This is a genomic window from Aureimonas sp. N4 (assembly GCF_001463925.1).
GTDB classification, from domain to species: domain Bacteria; phylum Pseudomonadota; class Alphaproteobacteria; order Rhizobiales; family Rhizobiaceae; genus Aureimonas; species Aureimonas ureilytica_A.
In genome coordinates this window covers 113465-119464 of the sequence record NZ_BBWS01000010.1, presented here as the reverse complement: position 1 = coordinate 119464, position 6000 = coordinate 113465, and the positions used below count along the sequence as shown (strand labels likewise).

5 protein-coding genes are annotated in these 6000 nt (G+C 65.6%); 3 read left to right on the top strand and 2 right to left on the bottom strand.

Annotated features, from left to right (window positions below; genetic code table 11):
* On the bottom strand, positions 1-233 hold a 233-nt coding region (locus AUL28_RS03975; protein ID WP_192843392.1), incomplete at its 3' end, for a hypothetical protein.
* A 422-nt stretch (positions 234-655) separates the two neighbouring features.
* On the opposite strand from AUL28_RS03975, the gene AUL28_RS03970 reads away from it, so the two are divergent.
* The 3 genes from AUL28_RS03970 to AUL28_RS03960 are packed head-to-tail and all read left to right on the top strand — an operon-like array spanning position 656 to position 3158.
* Positions 656-2041, top strand: coding sequence for a chromosome partitioning protein ParA (locus AUL28_RS03970; protein WP_153003757.1), 1386 nt, complete (start codon positions 656-658; stop codon positions 2039-2041).
* Positions 2042-2091: 50 nt separating this feature from the next.
* Positions 2092-2565, top strand: coding sequence for a hypothetical protein (locus AUL28_RS03965; RefSeq protein WP_058600667.1), 474 nt, complete (start codon positions 2092-2094; stop codon positions 2563-2565).
* Positions 2562-3158, top strand: coding sequence for a hypothetical protein (locus AUL28_RS03960; RefSeq protein ID WP_058600666.1), 597 nt, complete (start codon positions 2562-2564; stop codon positions 3156-3158). Before AUL28_RS03965 ends, AUL28_RS03960 begins: the two co-directional genes overlap by 4 nt.
* A gap of 122 nt (positions 3159-3280) precedes the next feature.
* On the opposite strand, the gene AUL28_RS03955 is transcribed toward AUL28_RS03960, so the two are convergent.
* Positions 3281-5905, bottom strand: a complete 2625-nt coding sequence (locus tag AUL28_RS03955) for an ATP-dependent helicase (protein ID WP_062230736.1) — start codon at positions 5903-5905, stop codon at positions 3281-3283.
* Positions 5906-6000: the final 95 nt, after the last annotated feature.

Here is a 6000-nt window from a genome sequence, read left to right as displayed (position 1 = left end):
CCCTCGTAATAACGGGGACCGCCGTAATATCCCTGCCCGCCGTAATAGCGGGGGCCGCCGTAGTAGCCCGGTCCGCCGCGGTAATGATGGCGACCATAACCGCCCCAATAGGGATCGGCCTTGGCGGTGGAAACGCCAACGAGAGGAACTTGGGCCGGCACGGCGGCGGGGAGCATGGTCAGCGCGATGGCCGCGGCCAGCACCTTGCCACCTAGCATTCTTACGATACGCATGGTTCACTCCGGCAAAGCAATGAATTCGCTCAAGGAACAGCTTTTCGCCTGAACGGTTCCTGAACGACCGCCGGTTATGAAGTCAGTCGATCATATTGTCGTGAATTCGCCCGCGCCGACGCGGGGGAGCGCCGGAGCTTGAACTCGTGTCAACTCGCGGCGGTGAGATCAAAAAACGACAAATTAAGAAAAAGTTGTTACCGGTTTCCTAATCCAATTGCGCCGCCGTGCCATCGGCGGCAAGACACGATCAGAAGCCGTTGCCTTCGGGGTCCCGTTCCATGACGTCACCTTTGACCTTTCTCTTCCGGCGCGGCCCGCTGCGGCCGGGTGCCCCTGAGAGCGAGGCCGTGGAACCGACGTTTCAGCAGCCGCCGCAGCCACCGCAGCAGCCCAGGAGGGCGCCTCCTGTGGAGCAGCGCATGCCCGTTCAGCCTTCGATGCCGCCGCTCGACGGAATCGGCCAGCGCAACGAGATGCTACGTGTACGCATCGGCGAGATGGCCGAGCGCCTGGGCGACCTGCGCACGCTGACCGACGATTTCGCCGAACTGATCGAACCTGTCGAGACCATCGCCGGCGAATTGTCGCACGCCAAGGCGCGCGTTCTCGAACTCGACGCCCTCCTGGCGCAGGAGATGGACGCCAACCAGTCGCTGCGCCGCGAGGTGGACGATCTGCTCGGCCGCCATTCGCAGGCCATGGCGGACCTGACCTCCACCACCGCGCGGATCGGCCGCCTGGAAGCGACGCTGCGCGAAAACGAGACGATGCTGGACGAGCAGCGCCTGTCGCTGCGCGAGCGCACCTCCCATGCCAACGCGCTGGAGCGCCAGCTTCTTGCGGAGGTCGAGCAGAACCAGTCGCTGTCCCTCGAAGTGAAGACGCTGCGCGCCGAAGCGCAGATTTCCGAGCAGGCTCTGAACGAGGCCGAGCGGATGCTCTCCGACACGGAGGAGCGCCGGCAGATTCTGGATGGCGAGAACCGCCGTCTCCAGAATCTGGCGGAGGAGCAGTCCGCCGAACTCGTGTCCCTGTCCGGCCGGCTCAATGAGCTGGAACAGCAGATCGACCAGAACCTCCAGTCGATCTCGATGCTGGAAGCCCAACTCGTCTCGGAGCAGGCCGCGCGCCAGCGGGCCGTCGCGCAGCACGAGGTCGATCTCGGCGCGCTGAAGACCGAGCGCGCCAATTCCACCATGAAGATCGAGACGTTGAACGCGCGTCTCGCCGCGACCGACCAGATCCTGGCGCAGGTGCGCAACCAGTTGCGCGAACGCGAGGAAACGGTTCGCTCGGCCGATCGCGCCGTGAAGGAAGCCTCGGCCGAACGCACGACGCAGGAGCGCCGCGTCGAAAGCCTGCGCGGGGACAATGGTCGTCTGGCGACGCTTCTGCAGGAGGCCGACAAAGGCCGCAACGAAATGGAAGCGCGCTGCGACATGCTGGTGAAGGCGCTGGCCGCCAAGGATGCGGCGCTGGAAAGCGCCAATTCGCGCGCCGCCAACCTGTCGGATCGCGTGGAAACGCTGACGCTGCGCTTCGAGCAGGAGCGCATGGCACTCGAGGTCGCTAACCGTCGCCTGATCGAAGAGTTGCAGAACGAGCGCGCCGAACGCACACTCGCTCAAGGCGCGCTCGATATCGCGCGGGAAAGCCGCTCGGCCCTGCAACGCCAGAACGAAAGCCTTAAGCGCGCCACGAGAAGCCGGCATGGTGAGTTGGGGGGAGAACTGCCGCCGGAGCCGCCGCGAGAAGGAAAGAGTTCGAACGTGCGGCCCTTCTCGGCGTTGGACAAGAACGACTGAACGCCTCCGGGCGTTTCGAAATGCGGTAAGGGACGAGGGGAAACGCAGGGATGACCATCAGAGGGAACGAGGAGATCGGCTTCAGCCTTCGCCAGAGTCTGGCCGACGCGGCGGACGAGCGAACCGGCGAGCCGAATTTCTCGCTGGTTTCGGCCGGCGCGGAGCCCAAGCGCGACTGGTCGGCCGCGCTCGATCTCGTGCGCGAAGCCAGCGAAGCCATTCGCATTCGCGACGAACGCGCGACCGAGATGGAAATCGAGCACCGGCTGGACGCCGAGCGCGCGAGCGAGGAAATCCGCGCGCTCCAGGAGCAACTGGACGAGACCGAAGTCCGGCTGGCCGAGTCCGAGGCCCGCGCGCGGCGCGCCGAGGCCCGCGCCAGCGAGGCCGAAGCCTGGTTGGCGAAGATGCACGATGCCATCATCGGCAGCTTCAGCAAGGTCATGGGATCGGACAGCGATGCGCAGGTCGAGGCCGATCTGCGCGCCGCTTTCCTCAGCAATCGTGAAGGGGACGAAGAATGAGCGCGATCCGCAACGAGTTGGCCGGCGAAATCGAGATCGATGTGGCCCAGCCGGACGCGCCCTCGGCCCTGTTCGACACCACGGCCGAAGAGCTCAGTGCCATGTTCCGCGGCGCCGAGCCGCTGCCGCTGCGCGAGGGCGAAATCCCCGCGCCGGCCAATGAAGGCAGCGCGGTCGCGGTGGCGGCATCCAGCGAGCTGATCGAGCCCATGACCGGAACCATGCCGGTCGACGCGCCGGGCGGGGACTGGACACAGACGCTTTCCATGGTGGAGCAGGCAGCGGGCACGATCCGCAGCTACGAAAAGCGCTTCGCCCAATTGGAGAAGCAGAACCGCGCCTTGGCCGATCGCGCGGCCGAGGAGCACCAGCGCGCCCAGGCCCAGATTCAGGTTCTCGAAGAGCGCTTGAAGGCGGCCGACGAGAAGCTGGCCGGTGCGGAAGTCGCCTTGCGCAATTCCGAATACAACGAGTGGGAAACGAGCGTTCGCGCCAAGCGGGCCGAGCAGCGCGCCGAAGAGGCCGAAGCCCGCGCCCGGCAGGCGGAAGCCTATCTGCGCCGTGTCCATGAGCTGATGGCCGGCGTGTCCTGATCCTACCGTCGTTCTGAACAGACGAAACCCGCCCTGCGCCTTCGGGAGCAGGGCGGGTTTTTCGTATGCCCACCCCCAGGGACGACGCGGCAGATCCGTTTGGCCGCCTGAGGTGAAGGCCGTCAAGCTGGCGTGACGAACCCGTCCAGCACCCGCTTCTGGCCAGCGCGGTCGAAATCCACGGTCAGCTTGTTGCCTTCCACGAGCGACACCGTTCCGTTGCCGAACTTGCTGTGGAACACGCGGTCGCCGACACCATAGGGGCTGGCTTCGTCGGACACCGATTTCGCGACCAGCGTTCCTTCGATTTCGCGCGGCCCGCCGCTTTGCGCCGAGGAGTAGAGCCCGCCGCCCTTGCGCGGCGGCTGGTTGGAGCCGCGCGAGTGCTGCGCCGAGAAGGCGTCGTCCATGCGCCCTGCAAAGCCGCTGCGCCCCTGAGAGCCTGCCCCACCATCCCGCGCAATATATTTGTCGGCCGTGCTGGCCGCGCGTGCGCCCGAGCCCGATACGCCGCCTTCGTTATATTCGATCTTGCGCCCGCGCCCGCCCTGATAGGTGTCGCCCATGCCGCCTGCCGCCTGCGCGCGCCGCCAGCCGGGGGTGCCATAGGAGGAGGCGGAAAAGGCGTTCGCGTCCCAGCGCGACGCGCCATAGCCGCCCATGCCGCCGGCTCCGTAGCCGCCATAGGAGGCGGAGGCCTCGATCACCTCGACATGATCTTCCGGCAACTCGTCCAGAAAGCGCGAGGGAATGGTGGATTGCCACATGCCATGGATGCGCCGGTTCGAGACGAAGGTGATCTTCACCCGCCGTTTGCCGCGCGTGATCCCGACATAGGCGAGGCGGCGCTCTTCTTCGAGGCCGGAGCGACCGCCCTCGTCGAGGGAGCGCTGATGCGGAAACAGGCCCTCCTCCCAACCGGGCAGGAACACGGTCTCGAATTCCAGTCCCTTGGCCGAATGCAGCGTCATGATCGATACGGCGTCGGTTTCGGCGTTCTGTTCGGCGTCCATCACCAAGGCGATATGTTCGAGAAAGCCCGGCAGGCTCTCGTAATCGTCCATGGAGCGGATCAGCTCTTTCAGGTTTTCGAGCCGCCCCGGCGCTTCGGCCGAGCGGTCGGCCTGCCACATCTCGGTATAGCCGGACTCGTCCAGAATCATTTCCGCGAGATCGGTGTGCCGCGTGGTCGAGAGAAGGCCGGACCAGCGGTCGAAATGGCGCACGACCTCGGCCAGCGCCGCGCGCGGGCGCGGCTTCAGCTCGTCGCCCTGCACCAGATCGGCCGCGCCGGCCAGAAGCGGCAGGCCCTTGGCGCGGGAATATTCATGCAGGAGCTTGATCGCCACATCGCCGAGGCCACGCTTGGGCGTGTTGACGATACGTTCGAAGGCCAGATCGTCGGCCGGCTGGCAGACGCAGCGGAAATAGGCGAGCGCGTCGCGGATCTCCAGCCGTTCGTAGAAGCGCGGACCGCCGATGACGCGGTAATTCAGGCCGAGCGTGACGAAGCGATCTTCGAATTCGCGCATCTGGAACGAGGCGCGCACCAGGATCGCCATGTCGTTGAGCTTATGACCCTTGTGCTGAAGCTGCTCGATCTCCTCGCCGATCGTGCGCGCTTCCTCCTCCGAGTCCCAGCCCGCATTGACCGAGACCTTCTCGTGCTCGGGATCGTGGAGGTCGGTGAACAGCGTCTTGCCGAGCCGGTCCTCGTTGACGGAGATGAGGCCGGAGGCCGCGCCCAGAATATGAGCGGTCGAGCGATAGTTGCGCTCCAGCCGGATCACGGTCGCGCCCGGAAAATCCTTCTCGAAACGCAGGATATTGTCCACCTCCGCGCCGCGCCAGCCATAGATGGACTGGTCGTCGTCGCCGACGCAGCAGACATTCACGGCGCTTTGGCCGGCGTCCCGGCGGGAATCCGACATCTGAGCCAGAAGCCGCAGCCAGAGATATTGCGCGACGTTGGTGTCCTGATACTCGTCCACCAGAATGTAGCGAAAGCGCTTGTGATAATCGGCCAGAATGTCCGGGTGGTCGCGGAAGATCGCGATGGGATGGAGCAGGAGATCGCCGAAATCCGTCGCGTTCAGCGTGGAGAGGCGAGCCTGATAGGCGCGGTAGAGTTCGCGCCCTTTGCCGTTGCCGAAGGAGCGCGCATCGCCTTCCGGGATTGTGTCGGGCGTCAGTCCCTTGTTCTTCCAGCCATCCAGAAGATTGGCGAAGGTGCGCGCCGGCCAGCGCTTGTCGTCCAGATTCTCGGCTTGGAGCAGCTGCTTGATCAGGCGGATCTGATCGTCCGTATCGAGGATCGTGAAGTTCGATTTCAGCCCCACCAGTTCGGCATGGCGGCGCAGAATCTTGACGCCGATCGAGTGGAACGTGCCGAGCCAGGGCATCCCTTCCACCTCGCCGCCGACCAGAAGGCCGATGCGCTGCTTCATCTCGCGCGCGGCCTTGTTGGTGAAGGTCACGGCCAGAATCTGCGAGGGATAGGCGAGGCGCAGCTTGAGAATATGGGCGATGCGCGTCGTCAGAACCCGCGTCTTGCCGGTGCCCGCGCCGGCCAGCACCAGAACCGGCCCTTCCGTCGTCTCGACCGCCGCGCGCTGCTCGGGATTGAGACCCGCGAGATAGTCGGGCGCGGGCGCAGCCACGGGCCCGCCGCGCGCCGCAAGGGCTCGGGCGGCGATGCCGGAGGGCTTCTTCGGGCCGGGGGCGGACGGATCGGAGAGTTCGGTCATGCCGACTACTTAATGGATTCTGCAGGGAACACTAGGGGAACATGTCGGCGGCCTTGCGGCAAAGAGGGGAGGAGCGGGTGGCACGTCGCCCCGCC